This is a genomic window from Shinella sp. Sh6, from assembly GCF_055392685.1.
On the sequence record NZ_AP044005.1, the window covers coordinates 645908 to 668607 of the forward strand.

Consider the following 22700-nt stretch of genomic DNA (forward strand, 5'->3'; position numbering starts at 1 on the left):
TTTCCCTTTCTCGCCGCCCTGAAACGGGAGTGGAAACTTCCCCTCGCGCTCGGCCTCGGCCTCGTCGCGATCCTTCCCACCCAATCGGCCCGCACAGACCTTGCCGCCTATCTCGCCGGCATCAACCGCAAGGGCGGCAACGAGACGATGGTGCTCACCCGCTCGCCCGCCGGCTCGGTGCACGAGGTCGAGATCGCCTTCGCCGACGCCATGACGACGGGCGGCATCGAGGGCGGGGCGGGCGTGGAGCTGCCGGACGGCCGCACGGCGGCGCTGCGCAGCGAAAGCAAGGGCAAGGGCGGCACGCCCGACGAGGACCGCGTCAACCGGCGCGACAAGAAGGGGCGCATCGTGGCGGTGCTGCCCGTGACGCCGCCGAAGGGCTTTGCCGCCGGCTCCATCCTGGAGCGCACCAGCTCGCTCCTCTCGCCCCTCTTCGACAGCGGCGAGCGCATGGCCTTCGCCCGGCCGAAGATCAAGGGCAAGGAGATCGAGATCGCCACCGCCTTCTACAAGAAGAAGCCGGTCCATGCGGACGACGGCGTCTCGCCGATGATCGCAAGCCTCGTCACCAACGAGACCGCCGATGTGCTGGCGACCGCCTATGCCCGCGTCGAGCCGGACTATGCCCGCGAATCTCCCTTCGATTCCATCCTGAAGCCGAAGAAGGAGGCGGGCCGCTTCATTCCGGACATCTCGCCTGACGACCATGCCTGGGCCGCAAGCGTGCTGCCGGCGGAGGTGTTCACCGCCAGGGAGCAGAAGTGCCTTGCCGAGGCCATCTACTTCGAGGCGCGCGGCGAACAGCCGAGGGGCCAGGCCGCGGTGGCGCAGGTCGTGCTCAACCGGGTGCGCAACCCCGCCTATCCCAACACGATCTGCGGCGTCGTCTACCAGAACGAACACATGCGCGGGCGCTGCCAGTTCTCGTTCGCCTGCGACCGCATTCCCGATCTCATCCTCTCGCCTTGGAACTGGAAGACCGCCAAGGAAATCGCCATGGCCGTGACGGCCGGCAAGATCTGGCTCGACGACGTGGGCTCGGCGACGCACTACCACGCCACCTACGTGAACCCGCCGTGGGGCCGCACGATGCAGCGCGTCTCCAAGATCGGCAAGCATATCTTCTACCGCACCTATGGCGGCGGCTGGAGCTGACGGGCGGCAAGCCCGCCCCTGCGCGGTGCGGTGAGTCCGCCCCGCGGCGCGCGCGATTCCCGGGCGGAGAGTCGCACCCTGACACGCGATTCACGATAATCTATTGATTTTATTTGATTTATTTGCAGTCGCGCAAAGCTCTGCCACGCCTTGACTATGCAGGCACCTAAAACTATGTTGCGCCCGACTTCGAAAGGGGTCGGAATTGGCTTGAATCCTAGCCTTCAATATGTCCGCAATGGGGCGAAAGCACCGCCGGAAAGAATGTGAGGATGCCATGACCGATCAGCAAAAGGGAAGTCTGGAAGACCGGCTGAAGCGCCTGGACGCGGAACTCGCGGAGAAGCGCAGGACGGACGGGGCGGAAGAAGCCGCCGAGACGCGGGCAGCCGAGAGCCGTACGGGCTATGCGGTCGCCATGAAGCTCTCGAGCGAGTTCGTCGCCGCCGTCATCGTCGGGGCGCTTCTGGGCTATCTTTTGGACCATTTTGCGGGTACAGGGCCGTGGGGGATGATCGCACTCCTGCTCCTCGGTTTCGGTGCCGGCGTTCTGAACGTCATGCGCGCGGCCGGCATGGTGGCATCGCCCCACCCGGTCGACAGGCTGGCGGGGCGGGACGGAAGTAAGACGAAGGACGGCGCCTGACGGCGCGGTCTCAATTAGGGTGACTTCCGCCGCAAGGCGGGCAAGCGAGAGAGATACACGGTGTCAAACGATCCGACCCACCAGTTCCTGGTCAACAAGATTGTTCCGATCGAGATCGGCGGTATCGATTTCTCGTTCACCAATTCCTCGCTGTTCATGGTCGCGACGGTCGCGGCCGCCGCGGGCTTCCTCTACTTCACGACCTCCCAGCGCGGCCTCGTTCCGAGCCGCCTGCAGTCGGTCTCCGAAATGTCCTACGAGTTCGTCGCCTCGATGCTGCGGGACGGGGCGGGCAGCCACGGGATGAAGTTCTTCCCGTTCGTCTTCTCGCTCTTCATGTTCGTGCTGACGGCGAACCTCATCGGCATGGTGCCCTATTTCTTCACGGTCACCAGCCAGATCATCGTCACCTTCACGCTGGCCCTGCTCGTCATCGGCACGGTCATCTTCTACGGTTTCTTCAAGCACGGCTTCGGCTTCCTGAAGCTCTTCGTGCCGTCCGGCGTTCCCGGCGCGCTCCTGCCGCTGGTCGTCTCGATCGAGGTCATCTCGTTCCTCTCGCGTCCGATCAGCCTGTCGATCCGTCTTTTCGCCAACATGCTGGCCGGCCATATCACGCTCAAGGTCTTCGCAGGCTTCGTCGCCTCGCTGGGCGCGTTCGGCGCCATCGGCGTCGCCGGTTCGATCCTGCCCCTTCTCATGACCGTCGCCCTGACGGGTCTCGAATTCCTCGTGTCGTTCCTGCAGGCCTATGTCTTCGCAGTCCTGACATGCATGTACCTCAACGATGCCCTGCATCCGGGTGGTCACTAGGAAACAGTCGCCGGCGCCCACGGGCGTCGCTTAAAAGCCGCAACAACCCATTCAAGGAGTTCAACATGGAAGCGGAAGCAGCAAAGTTCATCGGCGCAGGTCTTGCCACGTTCGGTCTCGCCGGCACGGCCCTCGGCCTCGGCAACATCTTCGGCAGCTACCTCTCCGGTGCTCTGCGCAACCCGTCTGCTGCCGACAGCCAGTTCGGCCGTCTCGTATTCGGCTTCGCCGTTACGGAAGCTCTGGGCATCTTCTCGCTGCTCATCGCTCTCCTTCTCCTCTTCGCCGTCTGATATCGGCCGAGGACCGGACCATGGCCCTTCGGGCCGTGGTCCATCGTACGCTTGAGTACATGATTGTGAATGCCCCCTGGAGGTGAGCATGTCCGTGACCCCGGCGTCGGCCGAGTCCACCCCTTTCGAAATCGCCCAGGCGGAAACCCCTGCGGACACGCATGCGGCGCAGCCGGCGGGCGAAGTGCACACCGAGACGGGTGTGGCACACGGTGAAGAGCACGCCTCCGGCGTCTTCCCGCCTTTCGACCAGACCACGTTCGCATCGCAGGTCCTGTGGCTGGCGATCACCTTCGGTCTTTTCTATCTTCTCATGTCGAAGCTCGTCATTCCGCGTATCGGCGGCATTCTCGAGACGCGCCATGACCGCATCGCGCAGGACCTCGACGAGGCCTCCCGCCTGAAGGCGGAAGCGGACGCCGCCATCGCCTCCTACGAGCAGGAACTGGCCTCCGCCCGCGCCAAGGGCAACGCGATCGCCTCGACCGCCCGCGACGAAGCCAAGGCCAAGGCCGATGCCGAGCGTGCCAAGATCGAAGCCTCGCTGCAGGACAAGATCGCCGGCGCAGAGGCCCGCATCGCCGAGATCAAGGCCAAGGCGCTTGCCGATGTCGGTACGATCGCCGAGGACACGACCGGCGCGCTCGTCGAGCAGCTGATCGGCGCCAAGGCCACCAAGGCCGAAGTCGCTTCGGCCGTGAAGACGGCCGCAGGCGAATAAGGAGGTTCCCATGGCATTCGACGCAACATTCTTCGCCTTCGTCGGCTTCCTCCTGTTCCTTGCCCTTATCGCCTATCTCAAGGTGCCGGGCATGATGGCCAAGGGTCTCGACGCACGCGCGGAAAAGATCCAGAACGAATTGGCCGAGGCCAAGCGCCTGCGCGAGGAGGCCCAGCACCTGCTGGCCGAATACCAGCGCAAGCGCAAGGATGCCGAGGCGGAAGCCGCAAGCATCGTCGCCGCCGCCGAACGCGAGGCGAGCGCCCTGACCGCCGACGCCAAGCAGAAGACGGAAGAATACGTCACCCGCCGCACGGCGCTCTCCGAGCAGAAGATCAAGCAGGCGGAAGCCGACGCGATCAACGCCGTGCGCGCCGCCGCCGTCGACCTTGCCGTCGCCGCCGCCGAGAAGGTCATCGCCGCCAAGGCCGATGCCGCGACCAGCAAGGCGCTCTTCGACAACGCGATCAGCGAAGTGAAGGCCCGCCTCAACTAAGCGGCGCCCTCATCGGACGATTTGAAAAAGGCCGGAGCGATCCGGCCTTTTTTGCGTCTGCGGGGTGGGGAGGCTGTGGCGGTGGATCCTCGGGTCAAGCCCGAGGATGACGGTGGGTGGGGAAGGACACCGGCCCATTGAACGGCGCGGAACGCCGTGCCGCCGCTTTTATCGCCAGACCTCTCTTCCATCGTCATCCTCGGGCTTGACCCGAGGATCCACGCCCTGCGGCACGCCGCCGCCGCACCTCACTCCTGCCGAAGCGGCCGAAAGCTCATGCGGTGCAGGCGGCAGGGCCCGATCGCCTCGATCGCCCGCCGGTGCACCTCGGTGGCGTAGCCGGCGTGGACGGCAAAGCCGTAGCCCGGGAAGGTGGCGTCGGCCCGTGCCATCATGCGGTCGCGCATCACCTTGGCGACGATGGAGGCGGCGGCGACGGAGAGCGAGCGGGCATCGCCCTTGACGACGGCGCGGCCCTCGCAGGCAAGGCCCGGCGGCACGTCGCGCCCGTCGGCGAGCACCAGCTTCGGCGCGACCTCCAGCCCCGCCACGGCCCGGCGCATGGCGTCGAGGCTCGCCTTGCGGATATCGATGACGTCGATCCGCCGCGACGAGCTGGAGGCGACGGAGACGAAGGCGCTCTGCATGATGAGGGCAAAGAGCGCCTCGCGCCGCGCGGCGCTGAGCTGCTTGGAATCGTTGAGGCCGGGCGGGATATTCTCCGGATCGAGTACCACGGCGGCAGCGACGACGGGGCCGGCGAGCGGCCCGCGGCCCGCCTCGTCCGTGCCGGCGACCGGCCAGATCCCACGATTGCGGGCGGCAAGCTCCATGGAGAAATCCGGCCCTTCGGGCAGGTCGAAAAGAAGGCGGGAATCGGAGGATGCGGGACGGGACATGCGGCGAACCTCGCACATCCATCCGATTCCCTGCAAGTCCTCCGGCAGGAGGCGGATGCCGGAGGAACGCCGGTCAGCGCGGGGAAGCGGACCGGAGATAGGGGCCGGGCGACGTCGCCCGGCCGATTTCATGGCGCGCCGTGCTCACAGCAGCGAGAGCTGCACGCCGCTGCCCGACGGCGGCACGAACTGGTCGACGGCGAGATTGCGGCGCGTGCGCGTCAGCTCCAGCCGCTTGGAGGCCATCTCGAAGCGGCGGGCGATCTGCCAGGCATAGGGGCCTGCGCCCTTCATGCGCTTGCCGAACTCGGCGTCGTAATCCTTGCCGCCGCGCATGGAGCGCACCAGCGACATGACATGGCGGTAGCGGTCGGGATAGTTGCGCAGCAGCCAGTCGCGGAAGAGGGGGCTCACCTCCAGCGGCAGGCGGAGCAGCACGTAGCTCGCCTCCAGCACCCCGGCCGCCTTGCCCGAATCCAGTACCCGCTCGATCTCGTGGTCGTTGAGGCCGGGAATGATCGGCGCCATCATGATGGCGGTCGGGATGCCCGCCTCCGAGAGCGCACGGATCGCCTCCAGCCGGCGCGGCGGCGTGGCGGCGCGCGGCTCCATGGTGCGGGCGAGCTTGCGGTCGAGCGTGGTGACGGAAAGGCCGACCCAGGCAAGCCCGCGCGCCGCCATGCGCGAGAGGATGTCGATGTCGCGCATGATGAGCGCCGACTTGGTGACGATGGAGACCGGATGGTTCGCCTTGTCCAGCACCTCGAGGATCTGGCGCATGATCCGCCATTCCTTCTCGATCGGCTGGTAGGGGTCCGTATTGGTGCCGATGGCGATGACGCGCGGCTTGTAGCCGGGCCTGGAAAGCTCCCGCTCTAAGAGTTTCGGCGCATCGGGCTTGGCAAAAAGCTTCGCCTCGAAATCGAGGCCGGCGGACAGGCCCATGAAGGCATGGGTCGGCCGGGCGAAGCAATAGATGCAGCCGTGCTCGCAGCCGCGATAGGGATTGATCGAGCGGTCGAAGGGAATGTCGGGCGATTCGTTGCGGGTGATGATGGCGCGCGGCTTTTCCACCTGCACTTCCGTGCGGAAGGGCGGCAGGTCCTCCAGCGTCTGCCAGCCGTCGTCGAACCCCTCGCGCGTCAGCGGCTCGAACCGGCCGGTGAAGTTCAGCCCGGCTCCCCGGCCGCGCCGGCGCTCCGTATCGACGCGCAGGCCCGTCTCGGCCAGCAACGCTTCGGCAACGTCCTTCGCATGGCCGGGCGCAAGCGCGCCCTGCCTGAGGCTTACAAGATCGTTCATGGCTGTCTCCGACGGGGCCATCCGCCCCGATTCAATGACTATATTCCTATCGCCGGAATGAGAACATTGCAAGAACAAAATTGGAGGGGCTTCTCGTGGAAGGCGCGGAAAACGGTATATGCCGCTTTGCCCCTCACCCTAACCCTCTCCCCGCAAGCGGGGCGAGGGGACGTGCCTGACGAGCAGATACTGTTTGAGGAAGCCGGCGCAACATACCCCTTCGCCCCGCTTGCGGGGAGAAGGTGCCGGCAGGCGGATGAGGGGCGGTCTTCATGGATGAGCCGATGACAAACCATGCTGCGATGCGGTAAGAGAGGCCATGCTGACGATCATCATGGAATGCCGGGACAACGAGGCGGAGCTGGCGCAGACGCTGTCGGTGCTCGTCGCCGGGGCCGTGGAAGGCCTCGTGCGCGACGTGATCGTGCTCGACCACGGCTCGCGCGACGGCTCGGCGACGGTGGCGGACGCAGCCGGCTGCCGCTTCCTCGATACGTGGGACCTTGCCGATGTGCTGGGCTCGGCGCGCGGCGACTGGCTGCTGCTGCTGGAGCCCGGCGCGCGGCCGCTTTCCGGCTGGGTGGAGGCGATCGCCGATCACGTCGCCGCCCATCCTGGCCCGGCCCGGTTCCGCGGCGCGCGCAAGCGGCCGTTCCTGCAGCGGCTCGGGCAGAGGCTGCCGCTCGAAGAGGGATATCTCGTTACGAAGCGGCAGGCCGCCGACGCGGCGCGGCCGGGCATGGGGCTTGCCGGACTTGCGGCAGGGGCGAAGGTGCGGATGCTGCCCGCCGAGATCGCGCCGGCCTGGGCGACGCGGGCGCTGCGCGCCGGCTGATCAGCCGGCCGAGCGCTTCAGGTGCTCGTCGAGGCGCGGCATGATCTCCACGAAATTGCAGGGCATGTGGCGATAGTCGAGCTGCGCCTTCAGGATGCCGTCCCAGGCGTCCTTGCAGGCGCCCGGCGAGCCGGGCAGCACGAAGACGAAGGTGGCGTTGAGCACGCCACCCGTCGCGCGCGACTGGATCGTCGACGTGCCGATCTTGTCGTAGGAAATGCGGTGGAAGACCTCGGAAAAGCCGTCCATGCGCTTTTCGAAGATCGGCTCCAGCGCCTCCGGCGTCACGTCGCGGCCGGTAAAGCCCGTTCCTCCCGTGGTGATCACCACGTCGATGGCCTCCTCCCGCGTCCAGGCCTCCACCTGCGCGCGGATGGCGGCGACGTCGTCCGCCACGATGGCGCGGGCGGCAAGGCGGTGCCCGGCTTCGGTGACGCGGGCGACGAGCGTGTCGCCGGAGCGGTCCGTCTCCGGCGTGCGGGTGTCCGAGACGGTCAGCACGGCGATGCCGACCGGGATGAAGGGCCTCGTCTCGTCAATGCGCGCCATCGGATGCTCCAAGCGTCGTGGTGGCGGCGAAGAACCAGTGCGGATGCCGCCGGGAAAGCGCGGCTGCCGCTGCGTCCGCCGCCTCCCGCGAAGGATATAGCCCAAAGCAGGTCGCGCCGGAACCGGACATGCGCACGGTCCGCGCTTCGGTCTCGCCAAGGCTTTCGGATATCCGCGCGATCTCCGGGCAGAGCCGGCGGGCGGGCGGTTCGAGATCGTTGCGCAGGCCCGCGATGGCCGCCGGCCAGTCGGCCGATGCTCCCTCAAGGGCGAGCGGCGGATTGTCCGTCGAGGCGAGGGCCTTGAAGACGGCGGGCGTCGAGACGCCGACGAGCGGATTGGCGAGCACCATGGCAAGCGGGGGGAGGGCGAGCGGCGTGATGGCCTCGCCGATGCCGCGGGCGACCAGCGGGCGGCTTGCAAGGCACATCGGCACGTCCGCGCCGAGGCCGAGCGCGATGGCATTCAGCGCGTCGTGCGGCAGGCCCGCCTGCCAGAGTGCCAGAAGCCCGCGCAGCGTCGCCGCCGCATCGGCCGAGCCGCCGCCGATGCCGGAGGCGACGGGCAGGTTCTTTTCGAGATGGATATGCACCGCCGGCGCGCCGCCGAGGGCCTCCCGCAGCCGGTCGCGGGCGCGGGTGACGAGATTGTCGCCCTCCGCCGCAAGCGCGCCCGCGAAGGGGCCGGATAGCGTGAAGCGGTCCTCTTCCGCCGGCGAAAGGCCGATGCGGTCGCCGAAGGCGGCGAAGGTCACGAGGCTGTCGAGCAGGTGATAGCCGTCCTCCCGCCGGCCGGTGACGGCGAGCGCGAGGTTGATCTTGGCCGGGGCCGGCTCGATGAGGGCGAAATGGGCGAGGCTGTCAGGCATGGCGAGCACCCCCCTCTGCCCTGCCGGGCATCTCCCCCTCAAGGGGGGAGATCGGCAAGCGGAGGGAACCTCGCTCAAATTGCAACGTCGGAGAGGGGCGGGGCAATGCTCCATCCAATCTCCCCCCTTGAGGGGGAGATGCCCGGCAGGGCAGAGGGGGGTGTCCGGTGATGCTACGGCTCATAAACAGGCGTCCCGGCCGCCATCCCCGATCAGGACTTGCGGTCCGCCGCCTTGCTTTCCGGCGAGGTGTTTTCGGCCGGCTTGTCTTCCTTCGCCTCGGCGGAGGCCGGGTCGGTCTTCTTCAGTTCCGGCAGGCCGTTCTCGATCTTCAGCTTGATCTTCGGGATCTCGGCTTCCTCGGGGTTAAGGCCGAGCGCGCGGTTCCACTGGAAGGTCGCCTCCAGCTTGCGGCCGACGCGCCAGTAGGCATCGCCCAAATGGTCGTTGATCGTCGGGTCGCCCGCCTTCAGCTCGGCCGCGCGCTCCAGTTCGGCGACGGCGTCCTGGAAGCGGTTCAGGCGGAAATAGGCCCAGCCGAGCGAATCGACGATATAGCCGTCGTCGGGCTTGAGGCTGACGGCCTTGCGGATCATGTCCAGCCCCTCGTCGAGGTTCAGGTTCATGTCCACCCAGGAATAGCCGAGATAGTTCAGCACCTGCGGCTGGTCGGGGTTGAGCTCCAGCGCCTTGCGGAAGTTCGGCTCGGCCTTGTCCCATTCCTTCAGCCGCTCGTAGGCGATGCCGCGCTGGAAGAAGATGCTCCAGTGGTTGCGCGCCGGAACGGCGCCGATGGCCGCGACCGCCTTGTCGTAGAGCGAGGCCATGGCCTTATAGTCCTTGGCCTCGGAAAGCACGCTGCCGAGCGCGAGATAGGAGCGCAGGTCAGACGGGTCGGCGTCGATCAGCTCCTGGAGGTGGGTTTCCGCGTCCTTGACCTTGCCGGTGTCGGCGAGGTTGATGCCGAGCTGCAGTTCGGAAATGCGGCGCATCGGCGATTTTTCCGGCACGGCGCGGTAGTATTCGATGGCCTTTTCCGGGTTCTTCTCGCTCTCGGCGAGCCCGCCGAGCAGCACCAGGACGTCGTCGCTGTCCGGATCGAGCGCGCGGGCGGTCTGGAGGTAGAGCGAGACGATGTCCTCCGCGCCCTCGCGGTTCAGCGCGCCGCCGATGGAAAAGAGCACGGCGGCCGCTCCTTGCGCGGCGGTGCGCACCTGCTGCTCCTGCTTCTCGCCGGCCTCGATGCTCTGGCGCAGCGCCTTCAGCGGCGCGTAGCTGGCGATGAAGTTGTCGCCGACCGAGATGGCGTCCAGCGCCTTCTGCTTGTTGCCCTCGCGCGCCTCCAGCCGGGCGAGCGCCATGACGGCGCGCAGGAACGTGTCCGGCGCGGCGCTCGCGCCGTTGCGGTCGAGGATGGCGTCGTTGAGGCGGGCGCGCGCGGTGACCTTGTCACCGGCCGCCGCGGCCAGCGCGCCGGCATGGTAATTCTTGAAGATGGCGAGCCATTCCGGCCCCTTCATGCCGCTGATGAGCTTGAGGGCTTCCTTCGGCTTGCCGTCGCCGAACTTGGCCCAGGCGAGCAGCAGGTCGTTCATCATGCGGTCGAGATCGTTCGGGCCGGAATAGGCGAGGATCTTTTCCGCGCTCTTGTATTCGCGCTTGCGGATCGCCTCCATGCCGCGCACGACCGAGGTGATGCGCTCGACGGCCGGATCGTTCTTCAGCGCGTCGGCGAACTTCACGCCCTCCTCGAAATCGCCGTTCATCAGGTGCGTCACCATCAGGCGCTGCTTGACGTCGGAATTGGTCGGGTCGAACTGCAGGGCGATCTTGTAGAGCGCGACGGCGGTCTTGTAGTCCTTGTCGAAATCCGCCGTGCGGGCGGCGAGGAACGCGCCGGAGAAGGTGTTGACGTTCGCGGGGTCGAAGGGCTTTTCCTCGGCGGCGGCCGCGGCCGGTTTTTCCTCCGCGAAGGCCGCAAGGGGGCCGGTGAGGGCGATGCTCGCCGCGAGCGCCGCGCCGCAGAGAAGCCGAAGAAGAAGGGACTGCCGCATCAAGATGCCTTTCGCCGCAATGGGAGTTCGTTTGGTGCGTCTTCCGTACAGGTCATGCCACGGTGCCGCCCAAATCAGTCACGGATACATGGGGGCAGAGAATGGCTTTTTTGGCGCAGTGCGGCAAGAAAATCCTGCCGGCCCGCTTCGGATAGGGTGAGGGTGGAACGGCTCGCTCCGACGGCATCTGGTGCCTGCACGTGGTCATTCTTGCGAATGCCACAAAGAGGGCCGTTCCGAAGGAAAGGTTACCATCGCCGGGCGGCGCGTCAACCGTTTTCGCGCTCCGCCCGGGATCAACTGACGCGGGCGATGGAGAAGTCGATGACCTCCAGCAGCGCGTCCTTCCACGGGCTTGCCGGCAGCGGCGCCAGCGCGTCGCGGGCGATCATGCCGTAGTGCTGGGCCCGCGCGATGGTGTCGGAAAGGCCGCCGTAGCGGGTGATGAGGCCGAATGCGCGCTCCAGGTTCGCATCGTCGCTCTGCCCGCCCTCGATGGCCTCGCGCCAGAAGGCGCGGTCTTCCGCCGTGCCGCGCCGCCAGGCGAGGATGACCGGCAGCGTGATCTTGCCCTCGCGGAAATCGTCGCCGGTGTTCTTGCCGAGGTCGGCCGCCTTGCCGCCGTAGTCGAGCGCGTCGTCGACGAGCTGGAAGGCAAGGCCGAGGTTCATGCCGTAGGATTTCAGCGCCGCACGCTCGGCCTTGCCCGTGTTGGCGACGATGGGGCCGACTTCGGCGGCCGCGGCGAAGAGCGCGGCCGTCTTGGCGCGGATGACCTCGAGATAATCGTCCTCGGTCGTCTCCATGTTCTTGGCGACGGAAAGCTGCAGCACCTCGCCCTCGGCGATCACCGTGGCGGCGGTGGAGAGCACGTCGAGCGCCTCCAGCGAGCCGACCTCGACCATCATCTTGAAGGCCTGGCCGAGCAGGAAGTCGCCGACGAGCACGCTCGCCTGGTTGCCCCAGATCATGCGGGCGGTCGACTTGCCCCGGCGAAGGTCGCTCTCGTCCACCACGTCGTCGTGCAGCAGCGTCGCCGTGTGCATGAACTCGACGCTGGTGGCGAGCTTGACGTGCTGGTCCCCCTTGTAGCCGAACATCGCGGCGGCCGCGAGCGTCAGCATGGGGCGCAGCCTTTTGCCGCCGGAGGAGATCAGGTGGTTGGCCACCTCCGGGATCATCTGCACGTCGGAGCCGGCCTTCGACAGGATGAGCTGGTTCACCCGCTCCATGTCGGCTTTTGTCAGGTCGACGAGCGGCTTCACCGATGCCTGTTTGTTTTTGCCTTCTTCAAGCGGTATCACGACGCCCAAATGCCCGGACTCCTGTTCATTTTTGTTGAAAGACAATAGAAAACGGGGCCTTCTGCGGCAAGAGGCGAATTGTCCCGCCCTCGGAATTATGGCTGGAAAACGACCGAATGATCGAATTGATCCGAACCAACGACGCCGTGCTGCTCTCCTTTGCCGAAAGCCTGATGAAGGAAGCCGGCATCCACTGCCTGATCGCCGACCAGGGCATGAGCATCCTGGAAGGCTCCCTCGGCATGCTGCCGCGCCGTTTTCTCGTGGAAAGCGACCGGGAGGACGAGGCGCGGCGGATCTTGAAGGACGCGGGTCTTGCGGCGGAGTTGCGGGGGTGAAGGCCGGTATCCTGTTGATGATGGAGCGTGGGATACCCCCCTCTGCCCTGCCGGGCATCTCCCCCTCAGGGGGGGAGATCGGCTGGGAGCGGGGATATCGTTTCGTCCGCGCCGCTGGTGATGGGCGGGGCCTTGCCACGATCCAATCTCCCCCCTTGAGGGGGAGATGCCCGGCAGGGCAGAGGGGGGTGAGCGACGCCCGTTTCTCCCACGAGAGGCGCTTCCACCCATGACCGTCCGCGAAACCGTCGACGCCTTCCACTACGGCCGCTTCCACCTCGTCCAGCCGAAGGGCATCGGCCACCGCTCGGGCATGGACGCCATGCTGCTGGCCGCCCTCGTGACGGGTGACGGCCCCATGCGCGTCGCCGATCTCGGCGCGGGGGCGGGCGCGGCCGGCCTTGCCGTCGCCGCGCGCATCGAGAAGGCCGAGGTCCTGCTGGTCGAGCGCTCCCCGATGATGGCGGAGTTTGCCCGCAAGACGCTGGCGCTTCCCGCCAACGACGCCTTCGCCTCCCGCGTCTCGGTGCTGGAGGCCGACGTCGCGCTCGCCGGCAAGGCGCGCATCGCGGCCGGCCTTGCCGACGACGTCTTCGACCACGTCATCATGAACCCGCCCTTCAACGACCGCATCGACAGCCGCACGCCCGATGCCCTGAAGGCCGAGGCCCATGCGATGGAGCACAACCTCTTCGAGCGCTGGATCAAGACGGCGGGCGCCATCATGAAGCCCGGCGGCCAGCTCTCGCTCATCGCCCGCCCGCAATCGATCGCCGAGATCATCGCCGCCTGCGGGCGCCGTTTCGGCGGCATCGAGATCACCGCCCTCCACGCCCGCGCCGGCGAAAACGCACTGCGCATCCTCGTCACCGCCATCAAGGGTTCGCGCACCCGCCTCGCCCTGCGCATGCCGCTTGTCATGCACGAGCCCGGCCAGCACGACTTCACCCCTTTCGTCGACGACCTCAACAACGGCCGCGCCGCCTATCTCCGCCTGCCGCGTTGACAATTTTCCGAAAATCGGCGACCTTGTATTACAAAATATGAGGTTTCCCATGGAAAATCAAAGAAACCTGTCCGATCCCTTGACGCTGCGGCTGCCGGGCGACGTGCTGGCGGATATCGAGGCGGTCGCCCGGATCTGCGGGCGCACCCGCAGCTGGGTCATGGTGCGGGCGATGAAGGCCTATCTTGCAAGCGAAGGCCGCGACATCCTCGATCTCGACGCGGCGCGGCGTGCCGCTGCCGAAGAAGGGGCGACGGAACTCGACGACCTCCTGACGAAAATGGAGCGTATTCTGCCGGGCGACGCCGCCTGATGCCGAAAGTCCTGTTCGCGCCGCCGGCAAGGGCCTTTGTCGAACAGGAAATCCTCTACCTGCGCGACCGCAGCCCGGCTGCCGCCATCGCCTTTCGTGCCGGCATTGCGCATCTCGGCCGCCAGCTCGCCCGCTTTCCGCAGTCGGGTTTCCTGCGGCAGGACATTCCGCTCGGCGGTATCTACCGCATCGTTCTCGGCGACTATCGCGTGGACTACGAATTGGCGGGGGATGACGTCCTCGTCCTGCTCATACGCCATGGCCGCCAGGCGGAGCCCGGCCTGCCGCTCGACGACGATGCGGATTACGAGGCGCCGTAAGCGATTTCCGCGGCCGATCTTGCGTTTTCGCCCGCCGTGCATACATCAGCCGGGCAACATGAGAGACAGGATCACGCGATGGCCGGAATTTTGAAGAGGCTGGTTCCCAGGAGGTTTCGCAACGAGGGGGTGACGATCCCCGTCGTGCGGCTGCAGGGGGCGATCATGGCGAACGGCAGCCAGTTCCGCCCCGCGCTGAACCTTGCCAGTGCCGCGCCGGTCCTCGAAAAGGCCTTCGGCGACAAGAAGGCGCCGGCCGTGGCGATCTCTATCAATTCGCCGGGCGGCTCGCCCGTCCAGTCGCGGCTGATCTTCCAGCGCATCCGCGATCTTGCGGCGGAAAAGGGCAAGCATGTCCTCGTCTTCGTCGAGGATGTCGCGGCCTCCGGCGGCTACATGATCGCGCTTGCGGGCGACGAGATCTTCGCCGACCCGACCTCCATCGTCGGCTCCATCGGCGTCGTTTCCGGCGGTTTCGGCTTTCCGGAGCTTTTGAAGAAGATCGGCGTCGAGCGGCGCGTCTATACCGCCGGCACCAACAAGGCGATCCTCGATCCCTTCCAGCCGGAGCGCGAGAACGAGATCGAATACCTGAAATCCCTCCAGCTCGAGATCCACCAGGTCTTCATCGACATGGTCAAGGCCCGCCGCGGCGGCAAGCTGGCGGACGATCCGGACCTCTTCTCCGGCCTGTTCTGGACGGGCACGCGCGGGCGCGCGCTCGGCCTCGTCGACGGGCTTTCCGACATGCGCACGGAACTGAAGCGGCGCTACGGGCCGAAGACGCGGCTGGAGCTCATTTCCGCGCCCAAGGGGCTCTTTGGTCGCAGGATGCCCGGCGTCGGGGGGCTTTCCGGCGGCATGGCGGAGCGTATAGGCTCGGGCGGCGTGTCGGCGGTGGCCGATCTTGCGGAAGAAAAGGCGCTGTGGGGCCGCTTCGGCCTTTCGGGATAGGCGCCGTCACATTCGAGGGGAGGGGCGATGGCCCAGATCATCTTTCTGCTTCTGGTCGTCGGCCTTGCCTGGTACGGCTACCGCAAATTCGTCTCGGACGCCGAGCGCCTCGCCAAGCAGCAGCGGCGAAGCGAGCAGGAGCGCCGCACCGGCGCCACCGGCACGCTGGTCAAGGATCCCGAGACCGGCGAATACCGCCTGCGCCGCGACGACGAGTAGCTTTGCGCGGTTCTGTGCCTCGGCGGGAAGGGAAAAACAGCCGCGCCGCCCCATTCCGGCACATTAACCACGACGCGTAAGGTTAACCCCCGTTTTATCCGTTTGCGGCTTTCCCAGCCGTTGCACCCGCGCGGGGCCGGGCCGATCTAGGGGCAAGGCCGATTCAATGCGGCCGCCCGATGTCTGCAATGAACGGAGTAAACCATGGCCTCGCTCGACCTCGACCGGATCCGCACCATCGTCGTGACGGGCGGCGCGGGCTTCCTCGGCTCGCATATCGTCGACGATCTTCTCCTTCATTGCCCGAACGCGCGCATCCGCGTGCTCGATACCTTCACCTATGCCGCGGACATGGCCCATCTCGACGCGGCCTTCCGCACGGGCCGCGTGACGCTGCAGGAGGGCGATGTCGGCAATCTCGACCTCGTGACCGAGATGCTGAAGGATGCCGACCTCGTCGTGCATGCGGCCGGCGAAAGCCATGTCGAGCGCGCCTTCTCCGTGCCGGAGCGCTTCACGCTCGCCAATGCGCTGGGCACGCAGGTGCTCGTGGAGGCGATGGGCCGGCGCCGCGTGCCGCTGATGATCCATGTCAGCTCCGCCGAGGTCTATGGCACAGGCAAGGGCCTGCCGCTCGGCGAGGCGACGCCGCTCCTGCCGGACAATCCCTACGGCGCCTCCAAGGCGGCCGCCGAAATGCTGATCGCCGGCCTTTCCCGCTCCTTCGATCTCGACATCCGCGTGCTGAGGCCGGTGAACGTCGTCGGCACGCGGCAGAACGTGGAAAAGCTGCTGCCGCGCTTCCTGGAGCTTGCCGCCGTCGGCCGGCCGCTGCCGGTGCATGGCGACGGCATGCAGGCGCGCGCCTTCCTCACCGTGCGGGATTTCTGCGCGGCGCTGCGCACGGTCGTCACGCGCGGGGCGGAAAACAGCACTTACAACGTTTCGGGCCGCGATCATCTCGACGTGCTCTCCGTCGCCCGCATGGTGCTCGATGCGGTGCAGGAGCCGGTTTCCGGCGTCGCCTTCACCGGCGGCCGGCCGGGCAATGCCAGCCGCTCGCCGCTCGATACGGCGGCGCTGGAAGCGCTCGGCTGGAAGGCGTCGGGAACGCTCGCCGGCGAACTGCCGATGCTTGCCGCCTGGTATGGCGCGCGCGTGCCGGGCGGCGCCCGCCGGCAGGTCCGCCGCGTGCCGGACCTCGCCCCGCAGCGCGTGCACGCCGTCACGCAGGCGGCGGGCTCGGGCCTCTTCCGCTCGCTCGAGCGGCATTGAGTGTCATGCGAGTCTGACCGCTTTGCCCTCATTACCCCCCTCTGCCCTGCCGGGCATCTCCCCCACAGGTGGGGAGATCGGCTTGAGGCAAGGCGGTGCCACGATTCAATCTCCCCCCTTGTGGGGGAGATGCCCGGCAGGGCAGAGGGGGGTATGGCGTGTTGCTCCCCTCGTGGCCGTGCCGGCGCCCGAAACCCTTGACCCTTCCGGCGCATCGTGGCACCAGTCCGCCAGCTTCCCAAGTATGCCGGACATGAACCGATGACCCCTGCCGCCCTGCCTGACCACATGAATCCGACCCGTTCCTTCCAGGCTCTGATCCTGACGCTGCACAATTACTGGGCGGACAAGGGCTGCGCGGTGCTGCAGCCCTACGACATGGAGGTGGGCGCCGGCACGTTCCATCCGGCGACGACGCTGCGCGCGCTTGGGCCCCGCCCGTGGCGCGCCGCCTATGTGCAGCCCTCGCGCCGCCCCTCCGACGGCCGCTACGGCGAGAACCCGAACCGCCTCCAGCACTATTACCAGTACCAGGTCATCCTGAAGCCGAACCCGTCGAACCTGCAGGAACTCTATCTCGGCTCGCTCGCCGCCATCGGCCTCGATCCGCTGCTGCACGACGTGCGCTTCGTCGAGGACGACTGGGAAAGCCCGACGCTCGGCGCCTGGGGCCTCGGCTGGGAATGCTGGTGCGACGGCATGGAGGTCTCGCAGTTCACCTATTTCCAGCAGGTCTGCGGCATCGAATGCGCGCCCGTGGCCGGCGAGCTGACCTATGGTCTCGAACGCCTCGCCATGTACGTTCAGGGCGTCGACAACGTCTACGACCTCAATTTCAACGGCCGCGAGGGCGCGGAGAAGATCACCTATGGCGACGTCTTCCTGCAGGCCGAGCAGGAATATTCCCGCCATAACTTCGAATATGCCGATACGGCGATGCTGCACCGCCACTTCATCGATGCGGAAAAGGAGTGCCAGGCGCTGCTCGCCGCCGGCGCGCCGGGCGATACGAACGCGCTGCACAAATGCGTGCTGCCGGCCTACGACCAGTGCATCAAGGCCTCCCACGTCTTCAACCTGCTCGACGCGCGCGGCGTCATCTCCGTGACCGAGCGCCAGAGCTACATCCTGCGCGTGCGCACCTTGGCCAAGGCCTGCGGCGAGGCCTTCCTGCTCACCGACGCAGGCGGCGCGAACTGGACGAGGGACGCCGCCTGAGCGACCGCCCTTCGGGCGATAGCGTGGCTGTTTTCTCTGCGTTTTCCGCTCGGTTTGACCTTTCGGTCCGGTCTGCTTCTTCGCCCACCGCCATTCCCTACTTGCTCTCCTCCTCTCCGTCATGCTCGGGCTTGACCCGAGCATCCATGCGGCACCCGCTGCGGACGAGGCGTGGATCCTCGGGTCAAGCCCGAGGATGACGACGGAGAGGAGGAGCAGGGCTTCACCCCGGCGCGGAAACCTTCACCCCAAGCTCCCACACGGGCTTGAGCGTGGGGCGGGCGCCGGTCGGCAACTGGCCGGCATAGATCTGGAGCGTCCGCCGCACGCCGGCCGGACGCTCGGCCCTGTCGCCTGCCGTATAGGTGAGGAAGAGGGCGGAAAAGCAGATGACGTTGAGGATAAGGGCGAGGGTTTTCATGGGTGTTGCCTTGCGGGTCCGATCTCACTGGTGAAGCGACTATCGGGCAAAGACACCGGCGGCGCGGTTCCCCCGGTGACAGGCGCGACCGTTGCGCAAAGGGGGGCTTTTCTGCGGCGGCATGAATGCTAAGGTCGCGCCCAACGCAGGAAAGCAACGGAGAAGGTCATGATCGCTCTGGCAATCGTGGCGGTGGTCGTCATCTACGCCATCGTCATCTACAACGGCCTCGTGCGCGCCCGGCAGATGAAGGAAGAGGCCTGGTCCGGCATCGACGTGCAGCTGAAGCGCCGCGCCGACCTCATCCCCAACCTCATCGAGACCGTGAAGGGCTACGCCGCGCACGAGAAGGAGACGCTGGAGAAGGTGGTGGAGCTGCGCAACCGCGCGCAGGCGCTGCCCGCCGGCGACGTTGCCGGCCGGGCGCAGGCGGAAGGCATGCTGAGCCAGGCGCTCGGCCGCCTCTTCGCGCTCGCCGAGGCCTATCCGGACCTCAAGGCCAACCAGAATTTCGCCGAGTTGCAGGCGACGCTGGAGACGATCGAGGGCGAGATCCAGATGTCGCGGCGCTACTACAACGGCGCGGCGCGCGACCTCAACGTCAAGGTCGAGAGCTTCCCGTCGAACCTCGTTGCCGGGGTCTTCAAATTCGTCAAGGCGCCCTATTTCGAGATCGACAACCCGGCCGACCGGGCCGTGCCCAGCGTAAAATTCTGATCCCGGAGGCGCTCATGACGCGGATCGCCGCCCTTCTGGCGCTGTGCTTCTGCCTCCTTGTCGGGGGCGCGGCGCGGGCGGAGGAATATTTCGACAGCTACCGCTCCGATATCGCGGTGGCGCGGAACGGCACGCTGACGGTGACGGAAGCGATCCGTGTCCATGCCGAGGGCGACCGGATCCGCCGCGGCGTCTACCGCGATTTCCCGCTGACCTTCACCGATGCCAAGGGCCGCGAACGGGAGGTCGGCTTCAAGGTCATCGCCGTCGAGCGCGACGGCCGGCCGGAGCCCTATCACACCGAGAGCATCAGCCGGGGCGTGCGCATCTATTTCGGCTCGTCCGACGTGCTGCTCCAGCCCGGCTTCCACGAATACCGCCTCACCTACGAGACGAGCCGGCAGATCCGCTTCTTCGACACGCACGACGAACTCTTCTGGAACGTCACCGGCACGGAATGGGCCTTTCCCATCCGCAAGGCCTCGGCCGTGGTGCGGCTGCCGGAGGGCGTGCGCGCGCAGGAGCTCACCTTCTTCACCGGCCCCTACGGCGCGGCGGAGAAGAACGCGCGGGCGGAGAACCGCGGCGAGACGATCTTCTTCGAGACGACGCAGCCGCTCGGGCCCGAGGAGGGCCTGACCATCGGCATCAAGATGCCGGCCGGCAGCATCGACAAGCCGACGGCGGCCGAGGAACGCGCGCTCTTCCTCAAGGACAACCGCAACCTCCTCCTCGCCTTCGGCGGGCTCTTCCTCGTCGTCGGCTACTATCTCTGGGCCTGGGTCTCGGTGGGGCGCGATCCGCCGGCCGGCGTGGTCGTGCCGCGCTGGGATGCGCCGGAGGGCATATCGCCCGCGCTCGTCAACTATATCGACGAGAAGGGGTTCGGCGGGCGCGGCTGGACCGCGGTGTCCGCCTCCTTCCTCAACCTTGCGGTCAAGGGGCTGGTGGAGCTGAAGGACCTGAAGACCTCGATTGCCGTCACCCGCACGGCAAAGCCCGTCGAGGCGCCGCTGCCGACGGGGGAAGCCACCCTCATCAATGCCATGGCGGGCGAGGGCAGCAGCTTCGTCATCGAGAAGGCCAACGGCAAGCGGGTGCAGAAGCTCGGCGCCGATTTCCGCGACGCGATGGAAAAGGAGCACCGGCAGAAATACTACCTCGCCAACTGGCCGCAGGTGATATGCGGTGTCTTCCTGTCGCTTGCCTGCCTTGCCGCCCTCCTGCTGTTCGGCTCGCTGCCGGAGGAGGGCGTGGTGCTCGTCATCCTGCCCGTCTTCGCCTCGGTCTTCGTCTCCATCTTCGCCATGACGCTGGGGCAGAGCGTGCGGCGGTCGAAATCGCTCGGTTCGCGCATCGCCGCGGTCGCCTTCGCCGCCTTCTTCGGCTTCGTCCTCTTCACGGTCTTCGGCGGCATCGCGCTCTCGCTCTTCGCCGAGGCGGAGGCGACGGGGCAACTGCCGATCTTCGCCGCCGTGGGCGGCATCGTCGTCGCCAATCTCGTCTTCTTCTTCCTGATGGGCGCGCCGACGCCGCTCGGCCGGCGGATGATGGACGGCATCGCCGGCCTGCGGCAATACCTGACGCTGGCCGAGAAGGACCGCATGAACATGGCCGGTGCGCCGGATATGTCGCCGCGCCACTACGAGACGCTGCTGCCCTATGCCGTGGCGCTGGGCGTGGAAAAGCCATGGTCGGAGACCTTCGACCGCTGGCTGCTCACCGCCGCGGCGGCCGGCGCTGCCGTCGCCTACCAGCCGGCCTGGTATCACGGCGACGGCTTCTCCTCCGGCAGCTTCTCAGACCGCATGGGCGGCTTTGCCGGCTCCATGGCCGACACCATGACCCGCTCGCTCCCCGACCCGCCGAAAAGCTCGTCCTCCGGGTTTTCGTCAGGCGGCGGCTTTTCCGGCGGCGGTGGCGGCGGTGGTGGCGGCGGGGGGTGGTAGGACCCCTCCGGCGTGGGATTGCCCCTCATCCGCCTGCCGGCACCTTCTCCCCGCAAGCGGGGCGAAGGGGATAGGCCGCGCTGGTTTCCTCAAGCAATGTCGGTTCGTGAGGCAAGTCCCCTCTCCCCGCTTGCGGGGAGAGGGTTAGGGTGAGGGGCGAGCGCCCTCAGAAATCCCGATAGTTCAGCGGCGTGATCTCGACCATCCGCTTGCCCGGTATCACGGTTGCCGCCCCGGCGGCGGGAAGGCCGGCACCGGCCTCCGCGGACACGCTGACGGCAAAGGCGCCCGCCGTGCCCGAGGCGAGCGTCACCGCGCCCGCGGTCTGCACGCTTACCCCGGCCGAGGCGTCCGCATCGGCGCTGGCCTTCAGCGCGCCGGCGGCGGGAATGGAGGCCGTCAGCATCTCGTCCACCGGCTCGAGGGGCTTTTCCGGCACGAGGGCGCCGAAGGCCCAGATCTTCGCCAGCGCCGCCTTCGTCATCGGCGCGACGTTGACGTCGATGTCGTTTGCCGCGCCCTTGACGCGGTAGGGGCAGCGGCGCTTGGTGCAATTGGCGGCGGCGGAGAACTGCCAGAGCGCATAATTGTCCCAGTTGCCCATCGGGAAGGTGCCGGCGATCTCCGGCCGGTAGCGGGCATACCAGAGCGGGAGGCGCGAGAGGATGCGGTATGTGTCACGGTTCGCGGCGATGTAGCGGGCGGTCGCGTGGTTGGTGTAGAGCACCGGATAGCGGCCCGTGCGCGTCTTGATATGGCCGGCGAAGACCTGCGCATCCTCCAGCGACATGTCGGTCTCGGGATTGCGGCCCTCGATATCGAGCACGATCATCTCGTCGTCCTGCGGATTGGCATAGTCGAGGAAATGATTGGCCTGCTCGACGGGATTGCCGGGCCTTGCAAGGTGATAGGCGCCCCAGAGCAGGCCTTTCGAGCGGGCGAGCAGCCGGCGCGTCTCGTAGAGCTCGCGGCTCACCGCGTATTTGCGCCACATGGTCTTGCAATGGGCGACGGTGTCGCCGCCATGGTCGCCCTTGCAGCTATAGCTTTCCGGCAGGCCGTCGGAGGCTTTCGAGATGAAGCCGGCGATGCGCCCGTCCGTCAGCATGTCCGACCATTCGATGGCGTTCAGCTCGTAGGCGTCGATGACGATGGCGTTTTCCGGCTTCTTCCACGGCGCCCTGTCGGCGGCAAGGCCGGAAAGGGGGAGCGCAGCGGCAAGGAGAAGGGCGGCAAGGCCGGAAAGCTGCTTGACGTTCATGGACGGTCCTTCGCGAATCTCTTCTTCCCCGCAAGCGGCGATGATGCGGCCGGCATGGTTAACGAAGGGCTAATCGGGGATTGCCGGGTGAGGCCCTGGCGCGGAACAATCGGGTTTCCGTGGCGTTGTCTGCTCAAACCGTCCTCCGTGGAAATCCGCGGATGAATTTGGGAGAAGCGCCATGAGACGTTCCAGCAAGTATCTCGCAATCGCCCTTTCCGCGCTGTTTGCCGCAATGCCCGTCGCGCCGGTATCCGCCATGCCGCTTTCCGCGGCCACGACGGCGCAGCCGGCCGGCGGCGGAACCGATATCCAGCTCGTCGACAGCCGCCGCTGCCTCTACTGCAAGTCGCGGGCGCGCGGCATCTTTCACGACCAGACCCACTGGTTCGGCGACAGCAAGCCGAGCGGCAACGGCTTCGGGCGCAGCTATCAGGAGCGCCGTATCCACCATGATCGTCGCGGCTGGTATCGCGGCCATCGCGGATATCGTCACGCCCGGCACGGCTACCGCTACCACGACGGCTTCTGGTTTCCGCTCGCCGCCTTCGGTGCGGGTGCGGTTATCGGCGGCGCGATCGCCAACGACCGCGGCTATCAGGGCGGAAGCAGCGCCCATGTGAACTGGTGCGCCAATCGCTACCGCTCGTATCGCGCCTATGACAACACGTTCCAGCCCTATAACGGCCCGCGTCGGCAATGCGTCTCGCCCTATGGCTGACACGCGCATGCCTCTTGCGGAAAGGCCGGCCGGTTGCGAACCGGTCGGCC

Annotated in this window: 26 protein-coding genes and 1 pseudogene; 19 read left to right on the plus strand and 8 right to left on the minus strand. The window is 67.0% G+C overall.

The annotated features are described in order from the left end of the window. Positions 1-69 precede the first annotated feature (69 nt). The 6 genes from ACZ5TO_RS03015 (at position 70) to ACZ5TO_RS03040 (ending at position 4127) form a co-directional block, all read left to right on the plus strand. Positions 70-1158, plus strand: a complete 1089-nt coding sequence (locus ACZ5TO_RS03015; protein WP_464800322.1) for a cell wall hydrolase — start codon at positions 70-72, stop codon at positions 1156-1158. Between the two features lie 277 nt (positions 1159-1435). Beyond that, positions 1436-1804 (plus strand): AtpZ/AtpI family protein, encoded by a 369-nt coding sequence (locus ACZ5TO_RS03020; protein ID WP_184146575.1) that lies wholly within the window; start codon positions 1436-1438, stop codon positions 1802-1804. A gap of 60 nt (positions 1805-1864) precedes the next feature. Then, on the plus strand, positions 1865-2617 hold the full coding sequence (locus ACZ5TO_RS03025) for a F0F1 ATP synthase subunit A (RefSeq protein WP_464799492.1): 753 nt from the start codon (positions 1865-1867) through the stop codon (positions 2615-2617). Between the two features lie 65 nt (positions 2618-2682). Next, positions 2683-2910, plus strand: a complete 228-nt coding sequence (locus ACZ5TO_RS03030) for a F0F1 ATP synthase subunit C (protein WP_160861648.1) — start codon at positions 2683-2685, stop codon at positions 2908-2910. Between the two features lie 88 nt (positions 2911-2998). Continuing rightward, a complete protein-coding gene (locus ACZ5TO_RS03035; RefSeq protein ID WP_184146579.1) occupies positions 2999-3631 on the plus strand; it encodes a F0F1 ATP synthase subunit B in 633 nt (210 codons plus the stop codon). A 10-nt stretch (positions 3632-3641) separates the two neighbouring features. After that, positions 3642-4127 (plus strand): F0F1 ATP synthase subunit B, encoded by a 486-nt coding sequence (locus ACZ5TO_RS03040; RefSeq protein ID WP_464799493.1) that lies wholly within the window; start codon positions 3642-3644, stop codon positions 4125-4127. A gap of 248 nt (positions 4128-4375) precedes the next feature. On the opposite strand, the gene ACZ5TO_RS03045 is transcribed toward ACZ5TO_RS03040, so the two are convergent. Both ACZ5TO_RS03045 and ACZ5TO_RS03050 read right to left on the minus strand, forming a co-directional pair. After that, positions 4376-5044 carry a ribonuclease HII gene (locus ACZ5TO_RS03045; protein ID WP_464799494.1) on the minus strand — a complete coding sequence of 223 codons (669 nt, stop codon included), beginning with the start codon at positions 5042-5044 and terminating at the stop codon, positions 4376-4378. A gap of 126 nt (positions 5045-5170) precedes the next feature. Further along, on the minus strand, positions 5171-6328 hold the full coding sequence (locus ACZ5TO_RS03050) for a PA0069 family radical SAM protein (RefSeq protein WP_464799495.1): 1158 nt from the start codon (positions 6326-6328) through the stop codon (positions 5171-5173). A 319-nt stretch (positions 6329-6647) separates the two neighbouring features. Here ACZ5TO_RS03050 and ACZ5TO_RS03055 point away from each other — a divergent pair, with 319 nt between their 5' ends. Continuing rightward, positions 6648-7163 (plus strand): glycosyltransferase family protein, encoded by a 516-nt coding sequence (locus tag ACZ5TO_RS03055; RefSeq protein WP_464799496.1) that lies wholly within the window; start codon positions 6648-6650, stop codon positions 7161-7163. On the opposite strand, the gene moaB is transcribed toward ACZ5TO_RS03055, so the two are convergent. Both moaB and ACZ5TO_RS03065 read right to left on the minus strand, forming a co-directional pair. Further along, a complete protein-coding gene (gene moaB, locus ACZ5TO_RS03060) occupies positions 7164-7712 on the minus strand; it encodes a molybdenum cofactor biosynthesis protein B (protein WP_464799497.1) in 549 nt (182 codons plus the stop codon). It abuts the gene before it with no gap. After that, positions 7699-8580 carry a 4-(cytidine 5'-diphospho)-2-C-methyl-D-erythritol kinase gene (locus ACZ5TO_RS03065; protein ID WP_464799498.1) on the minus strand — a complete coding sequence of 294 codons (882 nt, stop codon included), beginning with the start codon at positions 8578-8580 and terminating at the stop codon, positions 7699-7701. Before ACZ5TO_RS03065 ends, moaB begins: the two co-directional genes overlap by 14 nt. Positions 8581-8588: 8 nt before the next feature. Between ACZ5TO_RS03065 and ACZ5TO_RS03070 the strand changes: the two are divergent. Beyond that, positions 8589-8742, plus strand: a pseudogene (locus ACZ5TO_RS03070) (bifunctional diaminohydroxyphosphoribosylaminopyrimidine deaminase/5-amino-6-(5-phosphoribosylamino)uracil reductase RibD); the annotation flags it as partial. A gap of 50 nt (positions 8743-8792) precedes the next feature. Here ACZ5TO_RS03070 and ACZ5TO_RS03075 read toward each other — a convergent pair. Together ACZ5TO_RS03075 and ACZ5TO_RS03080 are read right to left on the minus strand one after the other, a co-directional pair. Beyond that, positions 8793-10634: a tetratricopeptide repeat protein gene (locus ACZ5TO_RS03075; RefSeq protein ID WP_184146176.1), complete on the minus strand. Its 1842-nt coding sequence runs from the start codon at positions 10632-10634 to the stop codon at positions 8793-8795. 296 nt (positions 10635-10930) lie between these two features. After that, a complete protein-coding gene (locus tag ACZ5TO_RS03080; protein ID WP_184146178.1) occupies positions 10931-11947 on the minus strand; it encodes a polyprenyl synthetase family protein in 1017 nt (338 codons plus the stop codon). Positions 11948-12054: 107 nt separating this feature from the next. Here ACZ5TO_RS03080 and ACZ5TO_RS03085 point away from each other — a divergent pair, with 107 nt between their 5' ends. The 8 genes from ACZ5TO_RS03085 (at position 12055) to ACZ5TO_RS03120 (ending at position 17581) form a co-directional block, all read left to right on the plus strand. After that, complete coding sequence (locus ACZ5TO_RS03085) at positions 12055-12276, plus strand: putative signal transducing protein (protein ID WP_184146181.1); 222 nt, start codon at positions 12055-12057, stop codon at positions 12274-12276. Between the two features lie 229 nt (positions 12277-12505). Next, the gene (locus ACZ5TO_RS03090; protein WP_464799499.1) at positions 12506-13282 is read left to right on the plus strand and encodes a tRNA1(Val) (adenine(37)-N6)-methyltransferase; all 777 of its coding nucleotides are present in this window, start codon (positions 12506-12508) and stop codon (positions 13280-13282) included. Between the two features lie 49 nt (positions 13283-13331). Next, positions 13332-13595 carry a CopG family ribbon-helix-helix protein gene (locus ACZ5TO_RS03095; RefSeq protein WP_184146186.1) on the plus strand — a complete coding sequence of 88 codons (264 nt, stop codon included), beginning with the start codon at positions 13332-13334 and terminating at the stop codon, positions 13593-13595. Next, on the plus strand, positions 13595-13915 hold the full coding sequence (locus tag ACZ5TO_RS03100) for a type II toxin-antitoxin system RelE/ParE family toxin (protein ID WP_184146188.1): 321 nt from the start codon (positions 13595-13597) through the stop codon (positions 13913-13915). Before ACZ5TO_RS03095 ends, ACZ5TO_RS03100 begins: the two co-directional genes overlap by 1 nt. A gap of 78 nt (positions 13916-13993) precedes the next feature. Next, positions 13994-14869: a S49 family peptidase gene (locus ACZ5TO_RS03105; RefSeq protein WP_464799500.1), complete on the plus strand. Its 876-nt coding sequence runs from the start codon at positions 13994-13996 to the stop codon at positions 14867-14869. A gap of 27 nt (positions 14870-14896) precedes the next feature. Then, positions 14897-15088, plus strand: a complete 192-nt coding sequence (locus ACZ5TO_RS03110; RefSeq protein ID WP_184146192.1) for a hypothetical protein — start codon at positions 14897-14899, stop codon at positions 15086-15088. Between the two features lie 204 nt (positions 15089-15292). Further along, complete coding sequence (locus ACZ5TO_RS03115) at positions 15293-16363, plus strand: dTDP-glucose 4,6-dehydratase (protein ID WP_184146195.1); 1071 nt, start codon at positions 15293-15295, stop codon at positions 16361-16363. 261 nt (positions 16364-16624) lie between these two features. Beyond that, positions 16625-17581: a glycine--tRNA ligase subunit alpha gene (locus ACZ5TO_RS03120; protein ID WP_464799501.1), complete on the plus strand. Its 957-nt coding sequence runs from the start codon at positions 16625-16627 to the stop codon at positions 17579-17581. Positions 17582-17804: 223 nt separating this feature from the next. On the opposite strand, the gene ACZ5TO_RS03125 is transcribed toward ACZ5TO_RS03120, so the two are convergent. Next, complete coding sequence (locus ACZ5TO_RS03125; RefSeq protein WP_464799502.1) at positions 17805-18002, minus strand: hypothetical protein; 198 nt, start codon at positions 18000-18002, stop codon at positions 17805-17807. 168 nt (positions 18003-18170) lie between these two features. Here ACZ5TO_RS03125 and ACZ5TO_RS03130 point away from each other — a divergent pair, with 168 nt between their 5' ends. Together ACZ5TO_RS03130 and ACZ5TO_RS03135 are read left to right on the plus strand one after the other, a co-directional pair. Continuing rightward, positions 18171-18719 (plus strand): LemA family protein, encoded by a 549-nt coding sequence (locus ACZ5TO_RS03130; RefSeq protein ID WP_184146203.1) that lies wholly within the window; start codon positions 18171-18173, stop codon positions 18717-18719. 14 nt (positions 18720-18733) lie between these two features. After that, positions 18734-20668: a DUF2207 domain-containing protein gene (locus tag ACZ5TO_RS03135; RefSeq protein WP_464799503.1), complete on the plus strand. Its 1935-nt coding sequence runs from the start codon at positions 18734-18736 to the stop codon at positions 20666-20668. Between the two features lie 166 nt (positions 20669-20834). On the opposite strand, the gene ACZ5TO_RS03140 is transcribed toward ACZ5TO_RS03135, so the two are convergent. Continuing rightward, positions 20835-21929, minus strand: coding sequence for a glycoside hydrolase family 25 protein (locus ACZ5TO_RS03140; RefSeq protein WP_464799504.1), 1095 nt, complete (start codon positions 21927-21929; stop codon positions 20835-20837). Between the two features lie 181 nt (positions 21930-22110). Between ACZ5TO_RS03140 and ACZ5TO_RS03145 the strand changes: the two genes are divergently transcribed. Beyond that, positions 22111-22650 carry a BA14K family protein gene (locus tag ACZ5TO_RS03145; RefSeq protein WP_464799505.1) on the plus strand — a complete coding sequence of 180 codons (540 nt, stop codon included), beginning with the start codon at positions 22111-22113 and terminating at the stop codon, positions 22648-22650. Positions 22651-22700 lie beyond the last annotated feature (50 nt).